This is a genomic window from Corynebacterium sp. LaCa117 (genome assembly GCF_046717765.1).
GTDB classification, from domain to species: domain Bacteria; phylum Actinomycetota; class Actinomycetes; order Mycobacteriales; family Mycobacteriaceae; genus Corynebacterium; species Corynebacterium kefirresidentii.
Map to the genome: position 1 here is coordinate 998,651 of NZ_CP177102.1, position 24,876 is coordinate 1,023,526.

21 protein-coding genes are annotated in these 24,876 nt (G+C 57.3%); 17 read left to right on the forward strand and 4 right to left on the reverse strand.

The window, feature by feature from the left end; all coding sequences use genetic code 11:
- Positions 1–83 precede the first annotated feature (83 nt).
- Positions 84–1,289, reverse strand: a complete 1,206-nt coding sequence (locus tag ACLI1L_RS05040; RefSeq protein WP_411708235.1) for an amidohydrolase — start codon at positions 1,287–1,289, stop codon at positions 84–86.
- Positions 1,290–1,325: 36 nt separating this feature from the next.
- Between ACLI1L_RS05040 and ACLI1L_RS05045 the strand changes: the two genes are divergently transcribed.
- Positions 1,326–1,724, forward strand: coding sequence for a hypothetical protein (locus tag ACLI1L_RS05045; protein WP_411708236.1), 399 nt, complete (start codon positions 1,326–1,328; stop codon positions 1,722–1,724).
- Here the strand turns inward: ACLI1L_RS05045 and ACLI1L_RS05050 are convergent.
- Positions 1,721–2,803 carry a glycerate kinase gene (locus ACLI1L_RS05050; RefSeq protein WP_411708237.1) on the reverse strand — a complete coding sequence of 361 codons (1,083 nt, stop codon included), beginning with the start codon at positions 2,801–2,803 and terminating at the stop codon, positions 1,721–1,723. The genes ACLI1L_RS05045 and ACLI1L_RS05050 overlap by 4 nt on opposite strands.
- Before the next feature lie 198 nt (positions 2,804–3,001).
- On the opposite strand from ACLI1L_RS05050, the gene gdhA reads away from it, so the two are divergent.
- A complete protein-coding gene (gene gdhA / locus ACLI1L_RS05055; RefSeq protein WP_411708238.1) occupies positions 3,002–4,348 on the forward strand; it encodes an NADP-specific glutamate dehydrogenase in 1,347 nt (448 codons plus the stop codon).
- Positions 4,349–4,547: 199 nt separating this feature from the next.
- Entirely contained in the window at positions 4,548–5,306 is a 759-nt protein-coding gene (locus ACLI1L_RS05060; RefSeq protein WP_086587443.1) for a DivIVA domain-containing protein, read from the forward strand.
- Between the two features lie 189 nt (positions 5,307–5,495).
- On the opposite strand, the gene ACLI1L_RS05065 is transcribed toward ACLI1L_RS05060, so the two are convergent.
- Together ACLI1L_RS05065 and ACLI1L_RS05070 are read right to left on the reverse strand one after the other, a co-directional pair.
- Positions 5,496–6,173, reverse strand: a complete 678-nt coding sequence (locus ACLI1L_RS05065; protein ID WP_411708239.1) for a hypothetical protein — start codon at positions 6,171–6,173, stop codon at positions 5,496–5,498.
- A 116-nt stretch (positions 6,174–6,289) separates the two neighbouring features.
- Complete coding sequence (locus tag ACLI1L_RS05070; RefSeq protein ID WP_411707371.1) at positions 6,290–7,789, reverse strand: integrase core domain-containing protein; 1,500 nt, start codon at positions 7,787–7,789, stop codon at positions 6,290–6,292.
- Between the two features lie 306 nt (positions 7,790–8,095).
- On the opposite strand from ACLI1L_RS05070, the gene ACLI1L_RS05075 reads away from it, so the two are divergent.
- The 14 genes from ACLI1L_RS05075 to ACLI1L_RS05140 all read left to right on the forward strand — a co-directional run bounded on the left by ACLI1L_RS05075 (position 8,096) and on the right by ACLI1L_RS05140 (position 24,870).
- On the forward strand, positions 8,096–8,641 hold the full coding sequence (locus ACLI1L_RS05075; protein WP_023021267.1) for a YceD family protein: 546 nt from the start codon (positions 8,096–8,098) through the stop codon (positions 8,639–8,641).
- Positions 8,638–9,408, forward strand: coding sequence for a ribonuclease III (gene rnc, locus ACLI1L_RS05080; RefSeq protein ID WP_023021268.1), 771 nt, complete (start codon positions 8,638–8,640; stop codon positions 9,406–9,408). Before ACLI1L_RS05075 ends, rnc begins: the two co-directional genes overlap by 4 nt.
- Positions 9,409–9,410: 2 nt before the next feature.
- A complete protein-coding gene (mutM, locus tag ACLI1L_RS05085; protein WP_394286548.1) occupies positions 9,411–10,226 on the forward strand; it encodes a bifunctional DNA-formamidopyrimidine glycosylase/DNA-(apurinic or apyrimidinic site) lyase in 816 nt (271 codons plus the stop codon).
- Between the two features lie 53 nt (positions 10,227–10,279).
- A complete protein-coding gene (locus ACLI1L_RS05090; RefSeq protein WP_086587447.1) occupies positions 10,280–11,779 on the forward strand; it encodes an alanine/glycine:cation symporter family protein in 1,500 nt (499 codons plus the stop codon).
- A 22-nt stretch (positions 11,780–11,801) separates the two neighbouring features.
- On the forward strand, positions 11,802–12,080 hold the full coding sequence (locus ACLI1L_RS05095) for an acylphosphatase (RefSeq protein WP_023021271.1): 279 nt from the start codon (positions 11,802–11,804) through the stop codon (positions 12,078–12,080).
- A gap of 78 nt (positions 12,081–12,158) precedes the next feature.
- The gene (gene smc / locus ACLI1L_RS05100) at positions 12,159–15,668 is read left to right on the forward strand and encodes a chromosome segregation protein SMC (protein WP_411708240.1); all 3,510 of its coding nucleotides are present in this window, start codon (positions 12,159–12,161) and stop codon (positions 15,666–15,668) included.
- Positions 15,669–15,770: 102 nt separating this feature from the next.
- Positions 15,771–17,750, forward strand: coding sequence for a signal recognition particle-docking protein FtsY (gene ftsY, locus ACLI1L_RS05105; protein ID WP_411708241.1), 1,980 nt, complete (start codon positions 15,771–15,773; stop codon positions 17,748–17,750).
- A gap of 371 nt (positions 17,751–18,121) precedes the next feature.
- A complete protein-coding gene (locus ACLI1L_RS05110; RefSeq protein WP_411708242.1) occupies positions 18,122–21,100 on the forward strand; it encodes a DUF4040 family protein in 2,979 nt (992 codons plus the stop codon).
- Positions 21,100–21,576 carry a sodium:proton antiporter gene (locus ACLI1L_RS05115; RefSeq protein ID WP_086587451.1) on the forward strand — a complete coding sequence of 159 codons (477 nt, stop codon included), beginning with the start codon at positions 21,100–21,102 and terminating at the stop codon, positions 21,574–21,576. The genes ACLI1L_RS05110 and ACLI1L_RS05115 overlap by 1 nt, the downstream gene beginning before the upstream one ends.
- Positions 21,576–23,117: a monovalent cation/H+ antiporter subunit D family protein gene (locus ACLI1L_RS05120; protein WP_049361134.1), complete on the forward strand. Its 1,542-nt coding sequence runs from the start codon at positions 21,576–21,578 to the stop codon at positions 23,115–23,117. Before ACLI1L_RS05115 ends, ACLI1L_RS05120 begins: the two co-directional genes overlap by 1 nt.
- Entirely contained in the window at positions 23,118–23,651 is a 534-nt protein-coding gene (locus tag ACLI1L_RS05125; RefSeq protein WP_023021277.1) for a monovalent cation/H+ antiporter subunit E, read from the forward strand.
- Positions 23,648–23,938, forward strand: coding sequence for a hypothetical protein (locus tag ACLI1L_RS05130; protein ID WP_023021278.1), 291 nt, complete (start codon positions 23,648–23,650; stop codon positions 23,936–23,938). Before ACLI1L_RS05125 ends, ACLI1L_RS05130 begins: the two co-directional genes overlap by 4 nt.
- Before the next feature lie 2 nt (positions 23,939–23,940).
- A complete protein-coding gene (locus ACLI1L_RS05135; RefSeq protein WP_411708243.1) occupies positions 23,941–24,309 on the forward strand; it encodes a Na+/H+ antiporter subunit G in 369 nt (122 codons plus the stop codon).
- A gap of 222 nt (positions 24,310–24,531) precedes the next feature.
- Positions 24,532–24,870, forward strand: coding sequence for a P-II family nitrogen regulator (locus ACLI1L_RS05140; RefSeq protein WP_086587453.1), 339 nt, complete (start codon positions 24,532–24,534; stop codon positions 24,868–24,870).
- Positions 24,871–24,876: the final 6 nt, after the last annotated feature.

Sequence of the window (24,876 nt, forward strand, 5' to 3'; positions counted from 1 at the left end):
TGGGGAGTCACGAAACGTCTGCCAGCTTAATAGCATTGTCCCTGCGCCGCAGGCGGGGGAATGAGGAGACGCGTCTCGGGCACCTAGGGCGTGGCCAAGTAGGTCAATGCCGCACCATATGCCGCCCGGGTGGAGGCATAAACAGTGGGGGCATAGTCAGGCAGGAAGGTTGCTTGGTGGTTGACCGGAGGATCCTGCAATTCATCTTCCGGAGTGCAGCCGATGTGCCAGAAGACATAGGGCACACCCCACGCCTGCGGCAGGTAGCAAAAGTCTTCGGAAGCGGTGGAGGGGGCCGCGATGACTGAATCGGAGCCAAAAGCGGCGTCGAAAACCTCGCCTACTGGGGCATGGGCAGCGGCGTCATTATCGGTGACCTCGCCGTGCGCGTAGTACTCAAAAGTAGGGTCCTGATCGCTTCCAGAGGCGACACACTCGGCCTTAACCATTCGTTCGAGGGAGTGGTAGACCTTTTCTGCCAGCGCGGGATCGTAGTAGCGAGTATTGAGTACCAGCTCGGCGGAGTCGGGGATGATGTTGTTTTTATCGCCGGAGTGAAGCTCGCCTACGGAAATGACAAAGAACTCGTGCGGGGCGACCTCGCGGCCCACAATGGCTTGGAGGCGGGTGACGATCATAGCCGCGATGTAGGTCGGGTCGATGGAGTTATGGGGCATGGAGGCGTGGGCGGATTTGCCAAAGACGCGGATACGCAGGGAGTCGCATCCGGCCATGATCGGGCCGGCGGTGTGGCGAACTGTGCCGGCGCGGCCGGGCATGATGTGCTGGCCAAGGCAAATATCGGGGCGCGGCACGCGTTCGATGAGGTTATCGGCCAGCATGAATTTAGCCCCCATGGAGGATTCTTCGGCCGGTTGGAAAAGGGAGAGGAAGGTGCCGGACCAGGTGTTTCGGGAGGCGTCGAGAAGCGCGCAGGCACCTAGCAGCGCGGTGGTGTGCATATCGTGTCCGCAGGCGTGCATCTTTCCATTGGTAGCGGAATAGGACACGCCAGTGGCCTCCTCTACCGGCAGGCCATCGAAATCCGCGCGCAGCAAAGCGGTGGGGCCTTCGCCATTGCGGAAGATGGCGACCATTCCGAAGCCACCAATGTTTTCTACTACCTCGCAGTTAAAATCAGCGAGCTTGGCGCGGATGCGACCGGCGGTTCGCTCTTCTTCGTGGGAAAGCTCGGGGTGGCGGTGCAGGTCCTCATAAAAGTCCTGCTGCCACTCCAGATCGGCCTGCTGGGAAGTGACGAGCTGGGCGATGCGGGCAGAATCAGACATGGTTTCACACCTTAGGAATTGGGTAGGGTTAGCGCTATGCCGGTTATTCAATTTGATGTTTTGGTTCCCAACACACAAGCAGAGCGCGTCGCGGATATCTTTACCACTGCCACCGACAAGTTGGTAGAAAGCGGTTCATTAGCCTCCGCTGAGGTTACTCGCCCTGATGCGCCGCAGTTTCCAGAGGGGTTGGAAGAACAGCTGCGGCAAAATTATCGCGATGAGCATGAAGACCGCGACCTTGAGGACGCGAGCGTGTACCGCTACGACATTGCGGTAACAGGGGTGAGCGGCTCGGTTAACCAACTAGGCATGGTGCTCTCGCGTCTTCTTACCCCGCATGCCGTGCTGCCGAAAGACCACGTCTTGCTGGAAGATGAGCTAGCGCATGAACGGCCAGCTATCTTCCCATGGTCGCTGTCTATTCGGCCTTAGAGCTGCTTGACGATGTCCCTGGCGGCTGCCGCCAGCTGTTGCGCCAGTGGGCCTTCTTGGCTAAGCGATGCGCAGTAGGCGTCCGTGCCATGCTCGAAAGAACCGGCGATGATGCCCATGGGCGTGCCTGCGTCCCGGGCGAGAGCCGCAATGGTTCCGACGGCCTTTCCGGTCAAAGATTGCTCGTCAAACCGGCCCTCGCCGGTGATGACGAGATCGGCGGAGGATATTTTTTCTGGAAGTCCGAGCGCAGTGGCGACATGTGCGCCGCCGGATAAGACGCGAATATGCTCATCTGAGCCCCAGAGCGTGCGAGAAAGCCAGTGCAGGCCGATGGGAAGGCCACCCGCGGCACCGAAATATTCGGAGTCCGCATCGGCGCCGGTGACTTCGCATGCTTGCAACATGGCGCCGGCCAGCAGTGCTACCTGCTCGCCTTGCGCTCCTTTTTGGGGGCCGTACATGGTTGCCGCCTGTACTGGAGTGGCGCGGGTATCTGCCAGCAATGTGAAATCAAGCATGCCCGCCTTGATATTGAGCTGCGCGGTGTCGATGTGATCGAGCTGAACTAGGGGAGCGCCGCCCTTAGGCAGGGCGTAGCCGCGGGCGTCGTGCGCGGCAGCGCCGAGCGCGGTAAGGATGCCCATGCCAGCATCGATGCTGGCGGTGCCTCCCAGCCCGAGCACAATCGAGGTGGCGCCGCGCGTTTCTGCATCCGCAATCAGTACGCCGGTGCCATAAGAATCGGCGTGCAGCGGATCAAGGCTGTCCTGTACTGCGGGCAGGCCGGTGGCAGAGGCGACGTCGATAAACGCAGTGGTTCCGGCCAGAGCATAGCTTGCCTGAGTCAAGCGGCCTATGGCGTCGGTGGTAGGCAGGGTGATGGTTTCGACGGATTGTCCGCCGGCCGCGGCCGCTTGTGCGAGGACGGCGGCGGTTCCCTCGCCACCATCGGCCATGGGCAAGGTGGTAACCGTGGCCTCGGGAAGAGCCTGGCGCACCCCCATAGCAATGGCTGCTGCGGCCTCGGGCGCGGAGGCGGTGCCTTTAAACGAGTCTGGCGCGACGACAATATGCATGCCCGTGATTATAAAGCCCGCCTGCGAAGGGAGTCTGCGAGGCTTAAGATTCGAACGTTCTACAGAAAATATTTTACTTTATTGTCGCTGGTAAAGACGGTGCGGATCTATGCAAGGTCTAGAAACTGCTTGCTTTATCGGTAGTTTGATAGGAAACTGGTATCTGTTCTTATACGTCCACAGAATGGAATGCACGCCATGTCAGTAGATAGCCAAATTTCTGAGTACTACGACAAATTGCTCAAGCGCAATGCGGGAGAACCAGAATTCCACCAAGCGGTTTCTGAGGTTCTGGACTCGTTGAAGATTGTCCTAGAAAAAGACCCGCAGTACGCGGACTACGGCTTGGTGGAGCGCCTCTGCGAGCCTGAGCGCCAGCTCATCTTCCGCGTGCCGTGGATCGATGACAATGGTGATATCCAAGTCAATCGCGGTTTCCGCGTCCAGTTCAATTCCGCGCTCGGCCCCTACAAGGGTGGACTGCGTTTTCACCCTTCGGTCAACCTGGGCATCATTAAGTTCCTCGGGTTTGAGCAGATCTTCAAAAACTCCCTGACCGGCCTGCCCATCGGCGGTGGCAAGGGCGGTTCTGACTTTGATCCCAAGGGCAGGTCCGAGGTAGAGGTCATGCGCTTCTGCCAGTCATTTATGACGGAGTTGCACCGCCACATCGGGGAATACCGCGATGTTCCGGCCGGTGATATTGGCGTCGGCGGCCGCGAGATCGGCTTCCTCTTTGGTCAGTACCGCCGCCTGACTACCCAGCATGAATCCGGTGTCCTTACTGGCAAAGGCCTGACCTGGGGCGGTTCCCTGGTTCGTACCGAGGCCACAGGCTTTGGCACGGTCTATTTCACCAATGAAATGATGAAGACCCATGGCGAGTCCTTTGATGGTGCCAAGGTCATTGTCTCTGGCTCTGGCAATGTTGCCATCTACGCCGCAGCGAAGGCCCAAGAACTGGGCGCCACCGTGGTGGCCATGTCCGATTCCTCCGGCTATATCACCACCACACAAGGCGTGGACATCGAGCTTCTCAAGAACGTCAAAGAAACTCGTCGTGAGCGTATTTCCACTTATGCACAAGAGGCTGGCAGCGGCGTGGAATTCCATGAGGGCGGAAATATCTGGGAAGTAGGGGCGGACGTGGCACTGCCGTGTGCTACCCAAAATGAGCTGGACGGCGACTCGGCCAAAAAGCTTGTGGAAGGCGGCGTGCGCTACGTGGCCGAAGGTGCCAATATGCCGTCCACCCCGGAGGCCGTCCACATATTCCAAGAATCCAAGATCAACTTCGCGCCGGGCAAGGCCGCTAATGCTGGTGGTGTTGCTACCTCCGCGCTGGAAATGCAGCAAAATGCGTCCCGTGATTCTTGGTCCTTTGACTACACCGATGACCGCCTCCACGCGATCATGTCTAATATCTTTAAAAACATCGACAACACGGCGAAGGAATACGACCGCGAAGGCGATTACGTAGCCGGCGCAAATATCGCCGGCTTCAAGAAGGTAGCGGATGCCATGCTGGCACAGGGCGTCATCTAAAAATCGGCCTTTATTCAAGCTCCCCTTTTGCGCCACAGAGCGTGGCGGTAAAAGGGGAGCTTGTTTTTGTATATGCGTGCCATAAATTCTGTATGTGTGGGCGCGGACTGGCAAGACCGGTTGTGGAAGTAAAATCTGCAGTACACACTCGGTGCGTGGCCTCCACGCATGGCGGGTGAGGGTATGTAAAATTCGCGGTATGTACCGTGTCTTTGAGTCTCTAGATGAATTAGTTCAGCACTTGGAGGGGGCCCATGGCTTCCCCATGACCTCTAATTGCGTAGTTCCGCGCCATGAAATGCTCGCGCTTCTCGACGACCTCCGTAACGCGCTGCCCGTTGAGATTGATGACGCGCAGGATGTCTTGGATAAGCAGGATGAAATCCTGCACGGCGCTGAAGAGCGCGCGGACCAAACCATCAATGATGCTAATGCCCAGGCAGATGACATTGTGGGCCACGCCCGCGAGGAAGCAGATGCCACGGTGTCCCATGCAGAACAGCATGCCGCCAAGCTGGTGGCTGATGCTGAAGCTCGCGCTCAGTCCATGGTGGAGCAGGCCCGCGCGGAAGCAGACCGTACTATCGCTCAGGCGAATGATGAATATGAGCGTTCCGTCGCTGAAGGCCGCGCAGAGCAAGAGCGTCTGGTTTCGGAATCAGAAGTTGTTCGCCGCGCCGATGAAGAAGCACATCGCATTGTGGAATCCGCCCACACCGAATCTAACCGTCTGCGCAGTGAATGCGATGAATTTGTGGATGGCAAGCTAAGCGAATTTGAAACCACCCTTAATGGCCTGCTGCGTACAGTAAACTCCGACCGCTCTGCCCTGCGTGGCGGTGCCGGAGTGCGCTCCCGTGGCGGTGACTATTCGGCTCCGGGCCGCGCCAGTGGCGCTGCAAGCAGCACACGTTACGCGGAAGGCGAGACCTATGAGCGCCGCTATAACGAGCGCTAAAACTTTAGTTTTTAATCGGCCTTAAGCTCTATGGTTCGGTGCACACCGGGCCGTAGAGTAAGGGACTGGGGAGGAAAAAGACCTATACACTAGGCACGGCCAAAGGCCCTATTTGGTGAGCAGGCGGTTCGTCGTACACCGTCTACTCACCAAATAGGGCCTTTATTCATTGCCGCTGGTCTGAGTAAATCAGGTGGTGGCACGAGTGCGAGGTTGCTTAGCAGCAATCGCCTTTCCTCTTTCATGGGGAGTAGGCGTTATGTGGGTGTGTAGGGGAACGGAGATGTCTTCCTGCCGCGGGAGAAGGTGTGCAGGCGCGGCGGATTGGACGGCCATGCATGCTGCGATAATCGCGGTTACCAAGCCTGGGAAAAGGAATGCAACGAGTGCAGTGAAGAAATAGGAAGACAGTGATGTCAAGGGATTATCACTGAAATTTTGTGGAAAGCACACGGCACACACGCTAAGGAGCGCACCGGTAGCTAGCACCATAGTGCCCACAGAAATGAGCGCGGTAGGAATGGTCGCGCGGGAGAACCAAGTAATAGCACCTGCGCTTAGGGAAAAGATGAGCGCGCCGGTAAGAACCGAAAGGTCCATGCCGGTGGGCAATACCAAAATGGCACCGGCTACCAAACCGGCAACGACGCTACAGATGAGTGCGGTAAAAAGGCGAATGCCACGAGCGCCGTACATTCCTGAGCGGTCCGGCCGTGGAGTGGCGTGAACGAGCATACCGGCAGTAGCTAACACCGCAGCGGGAAGACAGCTAAACACGGCGAAACCGAGCGCTATGCTGCGTAGATCCGTGGAGGCTAGCGCCAAGTGGTAGGTCATGCTTGTTATGTCCATGGACTTTTTGGACACGGAGTCCAGTAACTTTTTGGGCTAGGAGTCCAATGACTTTTTGGACGTGGAGTCTCCCTGCTTTTTGGGCAGGGAGTCTTTGGTGTTTTTGGACAGTCTCTAGCTCGTCTTACCGGTTATGGTTTCTTTCGTCTCGACGGGCGCGGACGCGACAGGATTGGTTTGATCTCTGGTGGTCGGCGGTGCCACATTCCTTCGACATGCCCGATGTTGATCTGTCCGCCGGCTGGACGCTCAAGTAGCTTGATGGGCAGTGGGAATGAAAACAGTGCTTCACCATCATGATCAGTGAAGAACTCAGCGGTGTCATCGGTAACGTGGCTGTATATGAGCCGGTTTTTAAACCGGAGTCCTACATAGAATCCATAGCCCAGGATGCGCACCACTCCGCTTTTGTTGATCCACAGTGTGTCGGGGATACCCCAGGCGTTGCTTGACTGGGCGGATAGACCGTCTACGGTGGGACTGACGGTAGGAGATGATTCTTGCTGGATTGGTTCGTTATCGTCATCGATGGTTGTGGGAGAAGCTGCAACTTCTCCCACAACCGGCGCCATCGCCTCTTTAACCCCATTCTCGATACGATGCTCGTGGTGTATCGCGCTTTCTGAGTGTGTATCCCGGTATGACTTCACAATCTTGGCCCACAGCATATCCGGGTCAATGGGTTGTGTTGGGGATTGAGCGTGGGCGAAGTGCTCACGGGCTTGGGCTGGAGTGATGTGCATTTTGCCGACTAACAGGCCTTGATGGCGGCGCCTGGTGTTGTAAAACTCGCGGTAGTCGTCCAACAGCTGTTGGACGTGCTGAAGTGTCGTAGGTTGGCGTGCATCGAGAAACTTGGTCATGGTTTGATGCGAGCGTTCATCTTTGCCTTGGGTTTGCGGGCCAAAACCTGCAATGGACCAGATACCTTGGGCGGCGAGCCAGCGCTCGGTATCGGACAATCGGCCCCGGTGATAGGTGGCAAAAGCTTCACCGTTATCGGTCAAAAGTTCCTGCGGGCGACCATACGTTTCTATTGCTGCGGCCAAGGTAGTGCGAGCATCGAATCCGTTTTCTTTGGCGGCGAAGGCTTGTGAGCCCAGATCAAACCGGCTGGCATCATCAACCAGCTGGTAGATAGTGATCTGGGTATGTGGAGTGTCAAAGAGTCGGTAGACAAACCCGTCGAGTTGCCACAGCTCATCGACCTTATCGCGTGCCCAGAGTTTATAGCTTTTACGAGGACGTTTACGGGCATTGGCCTCAGCAACACCAGCTTCGTGGAGCCAAAGCGCAATCGTAGACCGTGCCGGTGGGTGCTCTAAACCAAGGTCATCAATGAGGTAGTAATAGATTGACCACGGGCCATAGTCACGTCCCTGGGCCTTGAGCACTGATCGAGCTGTGATGACTTTCTGACGAAGGTGATCATCGTAGATTCTGGCTGGGGAATGCGGGGCGGTGGAGTCAGGCAGGATGCCTGCACGGCCGCGTTGTTCAACGCGGCGTTTGATGTTGGCATAGGTTTGGCGAGATACGCCAATATCCTTGCAGAATTGGGTGACGGTTCGTCCGTCTCTTACTGGGTCGAAGTCCGCTATTTTCTTGCGGAGATGGGTTGAAATAGCCATCTTGGTATTCCAACCCACCGACTGTCCAAAAAGTCTTGAGACATCACGACAAGGAAGTCTTTGGACTCCGTGACCAAAAACTATCTGGACTCCCCGTCCAAAAATCCATTAGACTCCGTGTCCAAAAACTCCATAGACATCACAGTGGTAGGTCATGCTTCCAGACTAAGGACGGCCTTCGCTCGGGAAAAGGCTAATCCGCAAAGGCATATGTCCTTTTACATTAAACGCCAGACTCTTGACAGAAACTTTCCTCGCGCGGGCCGCTAGGCGGAGTTTGCGGGGCAAGGTAGACTACCTAGTGTTATGACATCACCATTGAAGTTCGATGTGGGCGAATTGTTGAACGCCCAAGGCGCTGACGCACTGCCGGAACAACGCACCCAAACCGGCCCCTCACCTGAGAGGATCGGCGTGGAGATGATCGCCATTCCGCAGGGCGAAGAGCTCACCGTAGACGCTACCTTGACCCCTCTTGGCGCAGGTGTCTTAGTGGATGCCAACGTATCCGGACAGCTGACCGGGGAATGCGCTCGCTGCTTGAAGGAATTGCACCCACAGTTGGACTTGCACGTCACACAGGTCTTTGCAGCCGACGAATCCTTTGTCTCGGGAGATACCCCTTCAGACGGCGACGAAGGATCCGGAGATGAGATTCCAGAGATTGAAGATGATGAGCTGGATCTCTTGCAGGCCGTGATCGATGAGGCAGGCCTTAATCTTCCCTTTGCCCCGGTATGCGAAGATGGCTGCGAGATTGACACGCCTGAGGGCGTAACCACGGGTATCTCTGGCGAAGAGGACGAAGAAAAGGTCGATCCCCGCTGGGCTGGTTTGGAGAAGTTCCTATGAGCCGCAAGAAGAAGCTAACTGGGGAAGAGGCACTGGCTGCCGAGTTCGCTGCAGTAGACCATTCCCCGTTGTTGGAATCGCTCGGTGTGGAATTGCAACCAGAGCACCTGTGCCTAGCGTTGACCCACCGTTCATTTGCTAATGAAAATGGGCACTTGCCAAATAACGAGCGCTTGGAGTTCTTGGGCGATGCGGTGCTGGGCCTTTCGGTAGCCTCTCAGCTCTACATCACCTACCCGTCCCGTCCGGAATCGGATATTTCCAAGATGCGCGCATCGATAGTCTCGCGCTACGGCCTGTCTGATATCGCCCGAGAAATAAACCTAGGCCCGCACATTTTGTTGGGTAAGGGCGAGCAGTCCACCGGTGGCCGCGATAAAGATTCCATTCTTGCGGATACCACTGAGGCAATCTTTGGCGCCATTTACCGCGAGCATGGTTTTGAAACGGCGCGTGACGTCATCTTGCGCTTATTTGCGGAAAAGATCGAAAATGCGACTGTGAGCGGGCGCCACTTGGATTGGAAGACCACTTTGCAGGAGCTGTGCGCGGAGCTAAAGGCGCCGATGCCGGTTTATTCGGCTACTTCCACCGGACCAGAGCATGACCAGACCTTTAACGCAGTAGCTACTGTGGCTGGTCTGACCGTAGGAAATGGTGTGGGCCACAATAAAAAGTTGGCCGAGCAGCAGGCAGCTCAGGAGGCCTGCCAGACCCTGCGCGAAACTCCGCTTTTGGTGCAAGGCACTGCACATAAAGAGGGCTGAGCATGCCGGAATTGCCGGAAGTCGAGTCCGTCCGCCGTGGCCTTGCACCCCACGTGGTGGGGCGGACTTTTCAGTCTGTAGAGGTATTACACCCGCGTTCCAATCGTGGCCAGGATGAGCCACTTTCTGGACTTCTTGAGGGCAAAGAGATCTCTGCGGTGGCCAGACGCGGGAAGTTTATGTGGCTGGAATTTGTGGGCGAAGATGCCATGGACCCCCACCGTGACGTCCTCTTTATCCACCTAGGTATGTCGGGTCAGATCCGAATAGGTGCCACCGAATCTTCGCACCTTCGCATTACCGCCCAGCTGAGCGGTGGGGTAGAGGTGTGCTTTGTTGACCAGCGCACCTTTGGGTACTGGTTGTATGCGCCGTGGGACAAGATTGCGCACATTGGCATTGACCCGCTGGAACCAGATTTCGATAGTGCGGCTACAGCACGGCGCCTGCGTGCGAAGAGGACCGCAGTGAAGACCGCGCTTTTGGATCAAACGCTGACCTCTGGAATCGGCAATATTTACGCTGATGAATCCCTGTGGGCCGCCCAAATCTCACCCCGCAAGAAAGCCTCGACCTTGCGGCAAAAAGATGCTGTTGCTCTGCTTGCGGCAGCTCAGGAGGTCATGACAGCGGCCCTAAAAGTGGGTGGCACGAGTTTTGATTCCCTGTACGTAAATGTGAACGGCGAATCGGGGTATTTTTCGCGTTCCTTGGCCGCGTATGGGCGTGCTGGCCAGCCCTGTCTGCGGTGTGGAACGCCCTTGGAGCGGTGCGTAATTTCAGGGCGGTCCACCCATTTTTGCCCCCATTGTCAATAATTTATGGCGCATGGGGTTCACGTTGTGAACCTTAAGGCAGTAAATTATTCTGCATGGATTTTCTTGAAAATGTCGTAACGACATTTAATGACGGCGTGTGGTCGTGGATTTTGCCGTGGCTGCTGATTGCTGCGGGTCTATTCTTCGGCATCCGTACTGCTTTGGTGCAAGTGCGCATGGTGCCGGATATGTTCCGCGCCGTCGTCGAGCGCCCCAAGGGGGAGGGCCGCAATGAGGACGAAGACTATGGCGGAATCTCTGCGTTTAAGGCCTTCACCATTTCAGCTGCCTCCCGCGTTGGCACCGGTAACGTTGCCGGTGTGGCCGTGGCCATTTCCGTTGGCGGCCCAGGTGCCGTCTTCTGGATGTGGCTGATTGCCATCCTGGGTGGCGCTACTGCATTCATCGAGTCAACCCTGGCTCAGCTGTGGAAGGTGCGCGATGGCAATGGGTACCGCGGTGGTCCGGCGTATTATATGAAGCGCGGTTTGGGGTGGGGACCGCTCGGCGTGCTTTTCTCCATCGCCATCGCCTTTACCTTTGGCTTGGTATATAACGCCTTCCAGACCAACGCCATTGCGGATGCGGTGTCCTTTTCCTTTGACCGCGATGACACGATGTTCCGCTCCATTATCGGCATTGTTATCGCCGTGGTCGCGGGGCTCATCATCTTTGGCGGTGTGAACCGCATTGCCAATATCACCCAGGTCATCGTGCCATTTATGGCGGTGGCTTACCTGCTCATCGGCGGTTTTGTTGTCATTACCAATTTTGACAAGGTACCGGGAATGATTGGCGATATCGTCGGTCACGCCCTAGGAATCAAGGAAATTGCGGGAGCCGGTCTTGGCGCGGCCATGATGAAGGGTATTCAGCGCGGTCTGTTTTCAAATGAGGCCGGCGAAGGCTCTGCCCCTAACGCGGCGGCAACTGCGGCCGTATCTCACCCAGTCAAGCAAGGCTTGGTGCAGACCCTCGGCGTGTACTTTGACACCTTGGTGGTATGTACCATCACCGCTTTCATTATCTTGCTGGGACCAGAGATTGCCTATGGTGCAGAAGCAGAAGGCGTGTCCTTGACCCAGGCAGCCCTATCTTCTGAGGTGGGCGAGTGGGGAATCCACTTCGTCAGCTTTATCCTCTTCTTCCTAGCCTTCTCTTCCATCCTGGGCAATTACTACTTGGCGGAGTCTAACCTGGAGTACCTCACCCAGAGCAAGCCTGCGCTGGTGATTTTCCGCCTCGTCGTACTTTTCTTTGTCTGGTTCGGTGCGGTGGGCTCCTTGCCGCTGGTCTTTGCCTTGGCCGATACCGGCGCGGCAACCATGGTTATCCTCAATATCCTCGCCATCGTGCCGCTATCCGGGGTGGCCATTAAACTGCTCAAGAACTACAACGAGCAGCGCAGCCATGGCATTGACCCGGTATTCCACCGCGATATGCTGCCCGAGCTTAAAGGCGTGGAGTGCTGGGACGGCTCCGACCCCGTCACTCGTCGCAGCGAAGAGGACCGCCGCGTCCTGCGCGATAAGGGTCAACAAGATCACTACTAGGAGCTAGGGAGGCCGCTTGACCATGGAAAGAATGACCGCTTTTGTCCACGGGCACGTCCAAGGCGTGGGCTTTCGATGGTGGACGCGCTCCCGTGCCCTCGAGCTCGGCTTGAAGGGGCATGCTACTAATTTGGCCGACGGTCGGGTTCAGGTTGTAGCCGAGGGACCGCGGGAGAAATGTGAAGAGTTGCTAGGACTCCTCAAAGAACAGCCCAGTATGACTCGCCGGCCAGGAACAGTGGACCTAGTAGTCGAGCAGTGGGCTGCCCCCAAGGGGGAGTCTGGCTTCATTGAACGCTAACGCACAGGACATGCCCGCACTTGCGAGCCTTGAGGCTCGGCTGGGCAGGCGTGCTCTAAGCTTGCTAAACTAACCCAAATGCACCTGAAATCGCTGACGCTCAAAGGCTTTAAATCATTTGCGTCGGCGACGTCTCTGAAATTTGAGCCGGGCATTTGCGCTGTTGTCGGACCAAATGGTTCCGGCAAGTCCAATGTGGTCGACGCGCTAGCTTGGGTCATGGGCGAGGGAAGCGCCAAGACGCTGCGTGGCGGAAAGATGCAAGACGTCATTTTCGCCGGCGCCGGCGACCGCAAAGCCTTGGGCCGCGCCGAGGTAACCCTCACCATCGATAATGCGGACGGCGCGCTGCCGATCGAGTATTCGGAAGTTTCGGTCACCCGCCGAATGTTCCGTGACGGTGCCAGCGAATACGAAATCAATGGTGCCAAAGCGCGCCTTATGGATATTCAGGAGCTGCTCTCTGATTCGGGTATTGGCCGCGAGATGCACATTATCGTCGGCCAAGGCAAGCTTTCTGAAATCCTCGAATCGCGGCCCGAAGATCGGCGCTCCTATATCGAAGAGGCAGCGGGTGTGCTCAAGCACCGCCGCCGCAAGGAAAAAGCGCAGCGAAAGCTCACTGGCATGCAGGCCAATTTGGATCGTCTGCAGGACCTTACGGATGAGCTAGGAAAGCAGCTTAAGCCTTTGGCCCGCCAGGCCGAGGCCGCGCAGCGTGCGGCCACGGTGCAAGCTGATCTGCGCGATGCCCGCCTGCGCCTTGCCGGCGATAGGGTAGTGCGACTGCGCAGCAAGTTTCAGGAGGCCGAGCGCACGGCCGAAGTTCTCGCCGAGCAGGTTGAAGAAGTTACGGCACAGCTGGAAGAAGCGACAGGCTCCCAGCTAGAGGTAGAAGCCCAACTAGAAGAAATAAGCCCCAAGGCAGATGCGGCCCAAAAACTGTGGTTTGATCTGTCTACGCTTTCTGAGCGCATTTCTGCCACGCAGCGCATCGCGGAAGAGCGAGCGGCCAATGCTGGTGCGCAGGTGGCTTATTCTGGCCAAGATCCGGAGGATCTAGAGGCACGGGCCGCTCGTGCAGATGAGGAGCATGCGGAGCTTCTCGCCGCGGCGGAAGAAGCTGCGGAACGCCTGGAAGCGATCCGTGAAGAGGTAGCAGAGCGTCGCGAAGCCTTCGAGGCGGCCGAGCGCGAACACATGGCCCAGCTGCGCGCCATTGCTGATAGGCGCGAGGGCGTAGTCCGCCTTATCGCGGCGGAGGAAAAGGCGGCAGGCCAGGTTACTTCGGCGGAAGAGGAGCTAGCGCGGCAAGAAGAAACCCTTGCTTCTACCAGCCAGCGCACCCAGTCTGCACAGGCAGAGGCCGATGAGGTGGCGGATAAACTGCAATCTTTGGCTGGCGAGCGCGAGCCGCTCGAGGAGGCACATGTGCGCGCGGCCAGTGAATCGGGTGCGGCCGACAAACGCTTGGAACAGCTGCGCGACGAGCAGCGCGAACGCGAGCGAGCCGTGTACACGTTGCGCTCCCGTATCGATACCTTGGCCCAGACCGCACCAGAAAAAATCGATGTAGGTGAGCAGTTCCAGCCGCTGGCCACATTCATCAGCACCTCATATGAGACGGCGGTTGCTGCCGCATTGGGCGCCTTCGCTGAGGCTCAGGCCGGCGAGATTTCCAGTCAGCTCATTGCGGACCTGGAAAAGGGTACGCGCTCCGCGCTTGTCGATGTCTCTGTGGCCGCCCCCGCCACTTCCTGGCGCGTGGATGCAACTTTGCCTAGCGGAACCTCGTGGTTGCTCGACCACATTGCTGTGGTTCCGGAGGTATCCGCCGCGCTGCACCGCCTGCTGGCGGATGTCGTGCTCGTTCCCGATTTCGCGGCGGCGAAAAAATTGGTGGCAGAGGATCCTCGCCTGCGCGCCGTTACCGAATCGGGCGTGGTGCTGGGCGAAGGTTGGGTAGAAGTAGGCACCGGTGCCTCGTCTACCGTAGAGGTCACCGCTCGCATCGCAGAGGCAGAGGAACAGCTGGAATCTGCGACGCAGGAGCTAGAAGAACTATCCGGCACACTTGAGGGCGCAAAGATTGCGGCAGAAGATGCCCGCGTGACCGCCGCTTCGGCGAAGGCTGCCTTGCGCGAACACGATACCGAGGTTGACGCGTGGAAGCGCGATCACCAGCGACTGCTCAAGCAATACGAGGCCAATAAATCGGAGCACGAAAAGGCTGCGGCGCGGGCGACCGAGATTGAGTTAAAGATCGCAGAGGCCCGCAAGCAGCTTGCCGACGCCCGCGATAGGCTCGCCCGCGTCGATGCAGACGAGCAGCCAGACGAGCCTTCTTCGGCGGAACGTGATGAGGCTTCGGCCGCATTAGAGCAGGTTAAGTCGATGGAGATGGAGGCGCAGGTTGCAGCCCGCTCTGCTCAAGACCAGGTGGGTCAGGTAGCGGGGAAGGGCGAGGCATTGCGTCGCCAAGCGCAGCATGAGCGCCAAGCCAAGGCTCGCCATGAGCAGGCCATGGCCCGGCGCAAAGCCCAAGGGGAATTGGCCGGTGCAGTGGCAAGGCATTCGCGTGATTTGGCCGCGCGCGCCACGCAATTGCTAGAGCGCGCCACCGCTGAGCGCGATGACTACTTTGCGCAGCGCACCTCCTTGAACGCGCAGCTGCAGCAAGTAAAACAACAAGTCTCGGCCGCGCGACAGCAGCTGGACCGGCTAACCAACCGCGCTCATGACTCAGAAATTGCTCGCTCACAAGCACAGGTGCGCGTCGATGAAGCAGAATCCAAGATCGTAGAGCAGCTCGGCATTGCGATTTCGGACCTTTTGCAGGACTACACCCCAGGCGAGGATTTCGATCGCGGGGCGGAAAATGCGCGCCTGAAGCAAGCAGAAAAGGACTTGAATTCTTTGGGCAAGGTTAATCCGCTTGCGTTGGAAGAATATAAGGCTTTGGAGGAACGTTATTCCTTCCTGTCCACCCAGTTGGAAGATGTCATCCAAGCCCGCAAGGATCTTGCCGGGGTTATCGAGGACGTGGATGCGCAGATTTTACAGCTTTTCACCGATGCCTGGCATGACGTGGAAGCGGAATTCCCCAAGGTCTTCCAGACCCTTTTCCCTGGTGGCGAGGGCCGTCTCATCCTCACTGAGCCGGAGGACATGCTTACCACCGGCATCGAGGTGGAAGCGCGCCCACCGGGCAAGAAGGTCAAGCGCCTGTCCTTGCTTTCTGGTGGTGAGAAATCGCTCACCGCGCTGGCAATGCTGGTAGCAATCTTCCGCGCCCGCCCCAGCCCGTTCTACGTCATGGATGAGGTTGAGGCAGCGCTTGATGATGTCAACCTGCGCCGCCTTATCGCCCTTTTTGAAGAGTTGCGCAAGGATTCGCAGCTTATCGTCATTACGCACCAAAAGCCGACGATGGATGTAGCTAACGTGCTTTATGGCGTGACCATGCGCGGCGACGGTGTAACCCGTGTTATTTCGCAGCGCATGAATCCCGCAGGTAGTGCCCCTGGAACAGAGCAAGCCAGCGAGGACGCTACCCGCTTGGGCGTCGACGCTCCACGGGGCGACTAGCCAGGGTGGTAGCCGCGGGCGTCGCCTGCCGGTAGGCCCCTCTATCCGGGATAGGAGGGGGTTTGGCGTGCCGCGAGCCCGCAAGACTGGCACTATAGAGACATGAATTCTTTATGGTTATGGATCGGCATTGCGATCGTCGTCATTGTGCTGATTATTCTTCTCGTAGTAATCGGCAAAAAGCGCGGCGACGCCAAGAAGGTGTCCTTTGACAAGCCCACTGAGGAAGAACCGAAGCAGTTAACTCAGGAGCAAAAGTCCGGCAACTATCAAGCTAAGTCCGGCTTTAACTTCGCTCCTGCCGGTAGTGCCAAGGAAAAGCAGAAGAGCCCGGTGCAAGCGGAAAAGCCCGTGAAGAACCAGCCAGCTGCGGATAAGTCAGCTCCGGCACATCAGGAAACAAAGGCAGAGCCTAATGCTACCGACATCGCCAACGAGCAGCTTAGCGGCAAGACCCCACAACCACAGGCCAAGCCGCAAGCACCTGCGGACAAGCCACAGCCTACTCAGGCTAAGACCGATGCTGCGGCCGACAAGCCCGCGGTAGAGCAACCAAAGGAAAATAAGCCGGCACCACAGCAGGCAAAGCCGGCAGAAACCAATAAAACTACTGAGACCAAGAAGCCGGCAGATGTCAAAGAGCAGCCGACTGACTCTCTCCCAGATAAGTCCGAAAAGAACCCGTCCACGGGCGCTGGAGCTGCGGAGGCAACTGCTGCCGGTGCGGCAACGGCTGCCGGTGCAGCAGGGGTAGCGGGTACGGCAGCTGCGGCTGCAGAACGCAAGGAAACGCCTGCGGATAATGTCGCAGAGTCGGTCGAGCAGCCAGCAGCAGCATCCGAGCCGAAGGAGCCAACGACGCCGCAGGCAGATAAGCCAGCGGAGGAGGCTTCGCCAGCTGCTGAAAAGGCAGAAGCTCCTGAAGATACCGTAGCTGTGGAAGACGCCGCAGTAGCAGAGGAATCCCCAGTCTTTGACGAGGTCGTTGAAGACAAGAACGCGGAAGACATTGAAGAGCGTGTCGATGACCGCGAGGAGGCCGAAGAGGCTGCGGCTGCAGCCGAGGCACAAACCGGCGCGGCCGAAGCTGCCAAGGAGCAGACCGAGGTTCCAGAGGGAGAGCCGGCCCCAGCGCCAGCACCACAGGAAGACATCGCTCCTGCCGGTGGGCGCCTCGGCCGTTTGCGTGGACGCCTGTCCAGGTCGCAAAATGCCATCGGCCAGGGACTTATGGGGATTCTTTCCGCAGGCGACCTGGACGAAGACGCCTGGGAGGAAGTAGAAGATACTCTCATCATGGCGGACCTAGGCACCAAGTCCACTATGAAAGTGACTGACTCCCTGCGCGAGAAGATTGCTGAGCGCGGCGTCTCCAGCGAGGACGAAGCCCGTGCCATGCTGCGTGAATGCCTCATCGAGGCCGGCCACCCAGAGATGGACCGTTCCATTAAGGCCATGCCGAATGAGGGTAAGCCAGCCATCGTTATGGTTGTCGGCGTTAACGGCACCGGCAAAACCACCACGACGGGCAAGCTTGCCCGTGTGCTTGTAGCCATGGGCCATAAGGTACTTCTGGGTGCGGCGGATACTTTCCGTGCTGCGGCCGCTGATCAGCTCGAGACATGGGGTCGCCGCGTTGGCGCCGATACCGTGCGCGGCAAGGAGGGCGCTGACCCAGCATCGGTCGCCTTCGACGCGGTAGCTCGCGGTGTAGAACAGCAAGTAGATGTGGTCTTGGTAGATACCGCAGGCCGCCTGCATACCTCCACAGACTTGATGGACCAGTTGGGCAAGGTCAAGCGCGTGGTGGAAAAGAAGACCGATGTGGACGAGGTTCTGCTGGTACTGGACGCCACCGTGGGACAAAATGGCCTGACCCAGGCCCGGATTTTCCGCGAGGTAGTAGATATCACCGGCGTCGTCCTAACCAAGCTGGATGGTACTGCCAAGGGCGGAATTGTCTTCCAGGTGCAAGAGGAATTGGGCGTTCCGGTCAAGCTCGTGGGCTTGGGCGAAGGCGCCGATGATCTCGCGCCGTTTGAGGTCGAAGGCTTTGTCGACGCTCTCTTGGGCGAGAAATAACGGCTAACTTCAAAGCTCCCCCTGCATATCGGGAAGCACGAGCGTGCGCCACGGTGTGCTGGGGGAGTTCTTCGTTTTCCAGGGTGAGTTCCAGCGTATACCTTGCTCGCGAATTCTTTTCGCCGATTTGGGATCACCACTTCGCAAACTATGCGGAATGGGCAATTCAATTGCTATGGAAGAATGTCCTGCTAAGCGCCTGTGGTTTTTCTGACTATAAGCGTAATTGGGGCGGTTGTGCTCGCCTTTTATCAGCCGCCAGGGAATGCTGCAATGTGGTTTGGCCTTGGTGGGAATGGTAGCCTGAAGGGGCTGTATTTAATGCGAAATTCGCATTAAACCTAGACCAAGGTTCGTGAGGCAAGTATTTCGTGACGCTACTTTATGCAGTCCTCCTCGCGGCGCTGGCAGTGATCTTGGCACCGGTAACCGTAAAGGTTATTGACCGAAAGGCAGGCTATCCATTAGCTGGCCTTTTTGTTATTGCAGCGGTCCTTATTGCCAAGGAATTTCCTGCCATTGCAGCCGGGGAGGAATTGAGTTTCCACGCCACTTGGGTGCGCGATTTTATCGCACCGGGCGTCGACGTAAGTTTTGCTCTCCGCGGGGACGCGTTGAGTATTTTCTTTGCTATGTTGGCGCTGGTCATTGGTGCCGTCGTCTTTACGTATTCGGCGGCTTATCTGCCTAAGAATGAGGGTAATACCAGCTTCTACACCTTGATGACAGCGTTTACGCTGTCCATTTTATTGCTGGTTTTGGCCAATGACGTTGTGGTTCTGTTCCTTGCCTGGGAGCTAGTCTCCTTGGCTTCCTTTATGCTGATTGCGCGCTCCGGTTCGGGCGGTGAAGCTGGTTCGCAGCGCACCTTGATCCTGACCTTCATTGGTGGATTGACCCTGCTGACCGGCTTAGGTATCGCGGCGACAGTGACCGGCTCGACTGCGGTATCTGACATTATGGCGTCGCCGGTATGGACGCAACGCCCAGGCGTAACGGCAGCCGTAGCCGTCTTGATCGCGGCATCTGCATTTACCAAATCGGCGCAATTCCCATTCCACTTCTGGCTGCCTGAGGCTATGGCCGCCGCCACTCCGGTTTCGGCCTTCCTTCACGCAGCCGCAGTGGTCAAGGCCGGCGTGTACCTGCTGATTCGCTTTTCCACGATCTTCCACGATGTGGCGGTATGGAATTGGCTGCTCATCGTGGTCGGAATGGGTACCGCGGTAATGTCCGCGGTCTTTGCGGTGCAAAAGACGGATTTGAAGAAGCTCACGGCTTATTCCACCGTCTCCCATTTGGGCTGGATTGTCGCCACCATTGGTGTGGGAACCCCATTCGCTATCGCCGCAGCGTTGGTACATACGTTGGCGCACGCACTATTTAAGTCCTCGCTGTTTATGCTTATTGGAGTCATCGACCACGAGGCCGGTTCGCGCGATATTCGCCGCCTCGGACCACTGTGGAATAAGATGCCGTGGACATTTGGCTCGGTAGTCATCGGCGCGGCCTCTATGGCCGCGGTACCACCGCTTTTGGGCTTTGTATCCAAGGAAGGCATGCTCACTGCGTTTGAAGACGCCCCGATTGGTGGCACTGGCCAGGTCATCTTGCTCATCGTTGCCGCCATCGGCGCCTTCTTTACCTTTACCTACTCCGCCAAGATCGTCTTCGGCGCCTTCTTTGATGGACCTCGCGATATGGGACATGTCCATGAGGCTCCGGTTTCCCTGTGGCTGCCTGCCGCACTACCGGGCTTTATGTCCCTGCCGCTGGTATTTGTACTCGGAATCTTTAATAACCCGATTGACCATGCAGTGGCTGCTGTTGGTCTGGAACATCATTCGCACCTTGCCCTCTGGCACGGGCTTAATGTTCCTTTCCTTATCTCGCTCGTGGTCCTTATCGCCGGTATTGCCGGTATCTTTGCCCGCAAGACGATGTGGGCAAGCTTTGAGGACAAGAAGTTTATGCCGCGCAGCGGCAATGAGTTGCTGCACTCTCTGCAGTTGGGCTGTTCGCGGCTGGGACGAGTCTTGGGCAAGATGTCCGATTCGCATAATCCGTCCCGCCACATGCTGCCCATTGTCATTTTGATTATCGTGTTGGCCGCGACCACGCTCATCCGCGATGGCGTCGATGGGGTAGCGCTGCAGCCGCGGGTAGATGGTCTGGATAACCCATGGGATCTGCTTCCATTGGGAATCATCGCGCTGGCCATGTTTGGTTTGGTGCGCACTCAGAATCGCTTGACCGGTGCCATCATGATCGGCATCGCCGGCACTGGTGTAACCCTGCAGATGTTCCTGCTCGGGGCGCCGGACGTAGCTTTGACTCAGTTTATGGTAGAAGCCCTATCCGTCATCGTCATGATGATGGTGCTGCGCTACCTGCCGGAAACCTTCCAACCGGTGAAGGATAAGTCCCGCAAGACCGGCTCTATTATCATCGCAGTTTTAGCCGGTGTGGCTGCATTCTTGGGCGTGTGGGGACTCATGGGCCGACACGAGCGTTCGGATCTAGCCATGTGGTATCTCGATAATGCGCCGGATATTACCGGCGGCGATAACGTTGTGGCTACCATCATCGTGGAATTCCGTGCGCTCGATACATTGGGCGAGCTTTCCGTGCTGGGCATGGCAGCAGTGGTTATCGCAGCCATTACCACGACGTTGCCGCGGTTCCCGTTCAAGTCGGGCACACGGCCTGCGCCATTTGGCCAGTCGCAGCTGAACTCTGTGCCATTGCGCAAGGGCGTTCACGTGGTAATCCCGCTGCTGGTAATCATGTCTGTCATCGTTTTCTTCCGCGGGCATAATGCCTCTGGCGGTGGCTTCCCGGCAGCGTTGATTATGGGCGCCGCAATCGGGCTTATCTACCTGTCCCGAGGCTCTGATGAAATCGTCTTTGGCCGCATGACCCCGATTCACCTGACCGGCATCGGCATTATTACTGCCTTGATTGCAGGCTTCGTGGGCTACTTGCACCACGGCCTTGGAAATGGTGGCTTCCTCGCGGCCATTCACGCCGAAGCTTTTGGTCAGCACTGGACTACCTCGCTCATCTTTGATCTGGGCATCTACCTAGCGGTGTTGGGCATGTTGACCATGGCGATTAATGCCCTGGGCGGTTACCTGCGCCCTGGCACGGAGCGTGACTTCCTGCCGTGGATTCATGATGATAATTCCGCGCTGCCAACCACGCCGCGCATTTCGCTTGAGGATGTCGACGATCCATATCCGGACCCGATTAACCCCTCGACCGATCCTTTGGCTTTGCTGACGCCATCGGAAGCAAGGACGAAGAGGAAAAATAAACGGTCCATGCCTAAGCGGGGAGGAGAGAAGTAATGATCCTTGCATTGACTATTGCTTTGCTCATAGGCAGTGCCGTCTACCTCATCCAGCAGCGCGGTTTGGTGCGCATCGTGTTGGGCATGATGGCCTTCGGACACGGAGCCAACCTAATGCTGCTGGCTACGGGTGTGTACTCCTACCGCGGCGAGTCCTTCCCCTCCCAGGTTCCACACGACCAGATGGCAGATCCGCTGCCGCAGGCCTTCGTGTTGACCGCGGTGGTTATTTCCATGGCAACCTCGACCATTCTGTTGACGATGGCGGCAATGGGCAAGAACGACGACACCGATGTGGTGGAGCCGGTAGATGACAACACCATCGACCATGCCTTTTCAACCTTGGGCCGCGACGCCCAAAATCGCCAGATTCTGGAAGATTCCACCAACCATCTTGACCGTATCGGTCAGGTGGACCACGACACTCCCGTAGCAGAGCGCGGGGCAGCTGAACAGAAGGAGGATGACAAATAATGACTGATGCTGTAGCTCAACTCCTTCCGCTATTCCCAGCGGTCCCGCTGATTGCAGCAGCCTTTGCACTGCTGGCACCGTGGCGTGCGGTGCGCGATTCCATCATGTTGATCATCCCGGGCATGGGAATCTTCGCTGGCCTGGGTCTGCTGATGTACACCATGAACAACGGGGTAGTTGCCCACACAGTGGGCCTATACCAAGGCAATGTGGGTATCCCGTTTGCTGCGGATGCTTTCTCCGCGTTGATGATCATCACCACGATGATTGTCGCTTTTGGCGCCAACTGGTTTGCCATTGCGGGCGGGGAGACCAAATCTCGCTTCTATCCATCGCTCACCTTGATTTTGATTACCGGTGTCTGCGGTGCGTTGCTTACTGCTGACCTCTTTAACTTCTTCGTCTTCATTGAGGTTATGCTTCTGCCGTCTTATGGCCTTATCACCATGTCTGGTACTTGGTCGCGTCTGGCGGCCGGACGTGCCTTCGTCTTGGTGAACCTATTCGCCTCCACCTTGCTGGTCGTTGGCGTGGGTTATATCTATTCGGTTACCGGCGCGGTAAATCTTGGCGCATTGAAGGGTGCGGCAGCAGGTAACGGGCCCGTCACCGTCGCTGCGGGTTTGATTCTCATCGCAATCACCGCCAAGGCCGGCGTATTCCCTGTGCAGTCGTGGCTGCCTCGCACTTACCCGGGGACCTCAGCTGCGGTGATGGGCCTGTTTTCCGGCCTGCACACCAAGGTGGCCGTGTACATGCTCTATCGCCTCTACGTGCAGCTTTTCGATCTGGATCAGCGCTGGAATGTGTTGATCATCGTGATCATGATCATCTCCATGATGATCGGTGCCTTTGGCGGCCTAGCGGAGAACTCCATTCGCCGCGTGCTCGGCTATCAGATGCTCAACGGCATGCCTTTCATCTTGGTAATGCTTGCATTTACCTCTGATGACCCACGCCGCGCACTAGCAGCCGGCATTATGTACACGATTCACCACATGTTGACTGTTGGTTCGCTGATCCTGGCTTCTGGCGCCATTGAGGAAACCTACGGCACGGGCCTGCTAACCAAGCTGTCCGGTCTGGCTCGTCGGGACCCCATTATCGCGTGGATTTTCGCTGCCGGTGCGTTCTCCGTCGTAGGCTTCCCGCCGTTCTCCGGAATGTGGGGCAAGCTGATGATCGTCTTCGAGATTGCCCGGGTAGGAGGCGCGTGGGCGTGGATCGCTATCGCGGCTATCATCATTGCCTCCTTTGCCGCCTTTTTGGCCATGCTGCGCGTATGGCGCAAGGTTTTCTGGGGCAAGGGCTTGCCGGAAGATAAGGTTCCGGATGAACTGATCATCCGCAAAAAGCTCATGGCCCCCTCTGCCGCACTCATCCTTGGTTCGCTGTGCATGTTCATTTTCTCTGGAATCGTTCTGGACGTTGTGGATAGCGCCTCGGAGCAGCTGCTTGATACCACCGCTTATACTGAAACCGTCTTGGGAGACGAGCCGATTGCCGTTCCCAATATCGATGAAATTCAGGAGGGCCGTTAAATGAACGCAGTGGTGTATGCATTGTGGCTCATTAAGGAAATCTTTGTGGCCGGCATTAGCCTGGCAATGGCGGCCTTTAAGCCAGATAACGAATACCACCCGGTTATCATTCGTTATCCACTGCGTGTGACTGGCGCATGGGAGATCTTCTGGTTTACTTCTTCCATCACCGCAACGCCGGGAACGCTTTCGTTGGGTTTGCGCGAGCCACCCCGCAAGGGGCTGCCACGCATCGTGCTGGTGCAGGCCGTTCAGGGATCTGACCCGGCGGCAATCGTGGCTGACTTGGCCGATATGGAGCAGCGCCTTGCCCCACGGGTGAAAGACATCGACTACGGCGTCCCAGGCCAAGGAGAGACGACGGAATTGGATGAGGCTTTCTACGAGTATCCCCTCGAATCTGTCGGTCGCTTTATGCGCTCGCCTGACTTGGCGCGGGCGGAGGACACTCCGCTTTCAGAAAGCGAAGCGGACGTCGAAAAGCCAAAGCGTCATGCCCGGAACATAAAACGCAGGAAGGAGACCGAGCGATGATTGATTTTGCCACACTGTCCCCGTTCGGCTGGGTCGTATTTGTATGCGTATTCATCATTGGCATCGCCACATGGTGCGGCGTGCTGCTTGCACTGCGCACACGCGATGAGCTCACTCGCGCAATTACGTCTGACATCGTGTTCTACGGCATGATCTGCATGTACTTGGCATGGTCGATGACCAATAACGCCCCGATGGCCTACTACATTGCACTCCTCGGTGCCATTGCCGCGGGCGTGCTGCCCACGCTATCTATGGCCCGCATTATCTCGAAGGGCAGGCGATAAAAATGGCTATTTCTGAGATTATCGCCTCGGTGCTGCTTATTATCGCCACCATTTTGGTGGTCGCGACGGTTATATCCCTGTGGCGGGCGCCCGACGCATTGACGCGCGCTAACCTGCTGGGGCCCACCGTGGGTCTTGCGGTACCGCTGATTATCGTGGCCAAACTAGTTGTAGATTTTGGCCGCGATGGCTTTTCCCTGTGGCGGCTCATTCAAGCACTGATCGCCTGCTTCGGCGTGTGGATTATCAGTTCAGTAGGTTCCTTCTACCTGGGGCGTTCCATCTACGGCGTAACAGTTACTGACGTCAAACACGCCAAGCATAACCACAAAAAAGTCCAAACCGTGCAAGCCAAGGAAGACGATATTTAGTCACCCTCAGCGCCTTCTGGCGGCGAGTCTTATCTGCAATAGCGCTCAATGGCGGAAATGCAGACGAGCTCGCCGCCTTTTGGTTTTACTGCATTGTGGCATTCACCGGACCCCAGATTCATGACGCGAAAATAGTGCACAGCAACTGCCGTGCTCGGGCTAGAATGGATGCACACTATTCGGTGCTTCTAGCCCGCCCCGAAGAGAAAACAAGGAGTAACAATGAAACTCATCACGGCCATCGTTAAGCCCTTTACCCTGCCGGAAATCCGTCAGGCGCTAGAGCAGCAGGAAGTACGCGGTCTCACTGTTACTGAAAGCCAGGGCTTTGGGCAGCAGCGAGGGCATAGCGAGGTATATCGCGGAGCAGAATACGCCACCGATTTTGTGCCTAAGGTCAAGTTGGAAGTAGTAGCCGCGGATGACCACGCTGAAGACATCATCAATGCCATTGTGGATGCTGCCTACACTGGCAAAATCGGCGATGGCAAGCTGTGGGTAACCCCAGTAGAAGATGCCATTCGTGTACGCACCGGGGAGCGCGGCGAGGCAGCATTGTAAAACCAG